This window comes from Stenotrophomonas sp. 2YAF22, from assembly GCF_052114665.1.
GTDB lineage: Bacteria > Pseudomonadota > Gammaproteobacteria > Xanthomonadales > Xanthomonadaceae > Stenotrophomonas > Stenotrophomonas indicatrix.
Genome location: NZ_JBFRFE010000745.1, coordinates 1 through 1,832, shown reverse-complemented (window position 1 = coordinate 1,832; position 1,832 = coordinate 1). Strand labels below are relative to the sequence as shown.

General features: G+C 67.3%; 2 protein-coding genes and 1 pseudogene. All 3 read right to left on the bottom strand.

Annotated elements, in window-relative coordinates; genetic code table 11:
* Positions 1–121: 121 nt before the first annotated feature.
* Positions 122–556 (bottom strand): NfeD family protein, encoded by a 435-nt coding sequence (locus tag AB4Y84_RS20680; protein ID WP_105164521.1) that lies wholly within the window; start codon positions 554–556, stop codon positions 122–124.
* A gap of 1 nt (position 557) precedes the next feature.
* Positions 558–1,517, bottom strand: a complete 960-nt coding sequence (locus AB4Y84_RS20675; RefSeq protein ID WP_313113754.1) for an SPFH domain-containing protein — start codon at positions 1,515–1,517, stop codon at positions 558–560.
* Between the two features lie 121 nt (positions 1,518–1,638).
* Positions 1,639–1,832 (bottom strand): annotated as a pseudogene (locus AB4Y84_RS20670) (hypothetical protein); the annotation flags it as partial.

Genomic DNA, 1,832 nt, shown 5'->3' with positions numbered 1-1,832 from the left:
GCCAAGCCCCCAGGGATGGGTTCACGGCGTCCCCCGCGAACCCAACCCGCCCGACCCAACAAACAGACCCCGACGCATCAAGCGGCCAATCCACGAGGGGCTGTGCCGTTCGCTGGAAACCCTAGGCGACCGCCTCGACCACCAGCGCACTGCCCTGCACCGCCACCACCCGCACCAGCGTGCCGGCCGGCAGCTCCGGCCCACTCACCTGCCACGACGCGTCGTCGATGCTGACCCTGCCCTGCCCGCCAACGATGGCCTGCTGCAAGGGCACCACCCGCCCGACCAGTTGTTCAGCGCGGCGGTTCAGCAGCGGCGCGTCACTCTGCCGCGCGCGCGGCTTGCCCCAGTGCCGGTAGCACTGGATCGACAGCACGCTCAGCACCACGAAAGCGACCACCTGCCACAGCACCGGGATATCGGCGAACACCGCTACCAGCGCGAACACCGCCGCCGCACCGATGCCGATCCACAGCATGAACGCGCCGGGCGCCAGCGCTTCGGCGGCGAACAGCAGCAAGGCCAACGCACCCCAGGCAACGACTTCCCAGCGCATGTCAGCCTCCGATCGGTGGCGGCCGCCTTGCCGGCGGCCGGGTTTCCTGGTTGGACAGGGCCTGCTTGGCCAGCTCGGCCACGCCGGCGATCGAACCAATCACTCCGCTGGCCTCCATCGGCATCAGCACCAGCTTCTGGTTCGGCGACGTGGCCAGTTCCTTGAACGCTTCCACATACTTCTGGGCGATGAAGTAGTTGATGGCCTGGACGTCGCCGTCGGCGATCGCCGCCGACACCACCTGGGTCGCCTTGGCTTCGGCTTCGGCCAGGCGCTCGCGCGCTTCGGCGTCGCGGAATGCGGCCTCGCGCCGCCCCTCCGCCTCCAGCACCGTAGCCTGCTTCTCGCCTTCGGCACGCAGGATCTCAGACTGCCGCGAACCTTCCGCCTCGAGGATCTGCGCGCGCTTCTCGCGCTCGGCCTTCATCTGCCGTGCCATCGCATCGAGCAGGTCGCGCGGCGGCTGGATGTCGCGGATCTCGATGCGGTTGACCTTSACGCCCCACGGGTTGGTCGCATGATCGACCACGCTGAGCAGCTTGGCGTTGATCACCTCGCGCTGGCTGAGCGATTCATCCAGGTCCATCGAGCCGATCACGGTACGGATGTTGGTCTGCACCAGGGCGATCATCGCCACTTCCAGCACCGATACCTCGTAGGCGGCCTTGGCCGCGTCCAGTACCTGGAAGAACACCACGCCATCGACGCGCACGGCGGCGTTGTCCTTGGTGATCACTTCCTGGCCGGGCACGTCCAGCACCTGCTCCATCATGTTCACCTTGCGCCCCACCCCGTAGACGATCGGGATCAGGAAATGCAGGCCGGGCGACATGGTGTGGGTGTAACGGCCGAACCGCTCGACGGTCCATTCATAGCCCTGTGGCACCATCCGCACTGCCTTGAACAGGATGACCACGGCCACGAAGGCCAGCACCGCGCTGAAGAACATGGTCGGGAACATCGCGCTTTCCTTATGGGAGACGTCCGGAGCCCAGCATAGCGCGTGGATGCAGGCGATGCGGGTACCGCACGTTCCAGCCGAAAGCAGCCGAGCATGGCCCGGCACCGCAGGATGAACCCGGTCAGATCCGGGTCGTGGCCAGGAAGCGCTCGCGGTCCTGCTGGGTCTGCCGGCGGATCTCGGCCAGCGCCTGGCTTTCGGTCGCCTCCAGCATCGCCTCGAACAGGCGCTGGAAGTGATGGCGCATCGCATTGCGTGCAGCGACGGGATCGCGCGCGCCGACGAGCACATGGCGATCTTCGAGGGGCTGCGCGG

What these genes read in the sequence shown, in the direction of transcription:
- AB4Y84_RS20680 (WP_105164521.1), bottom strand. Translation starts at nt 556, where the DNA reads ATGCGCTGGGAAGTCGTTGCCTGGGGTGCGTTGGCCTTGCTGCTGTTC.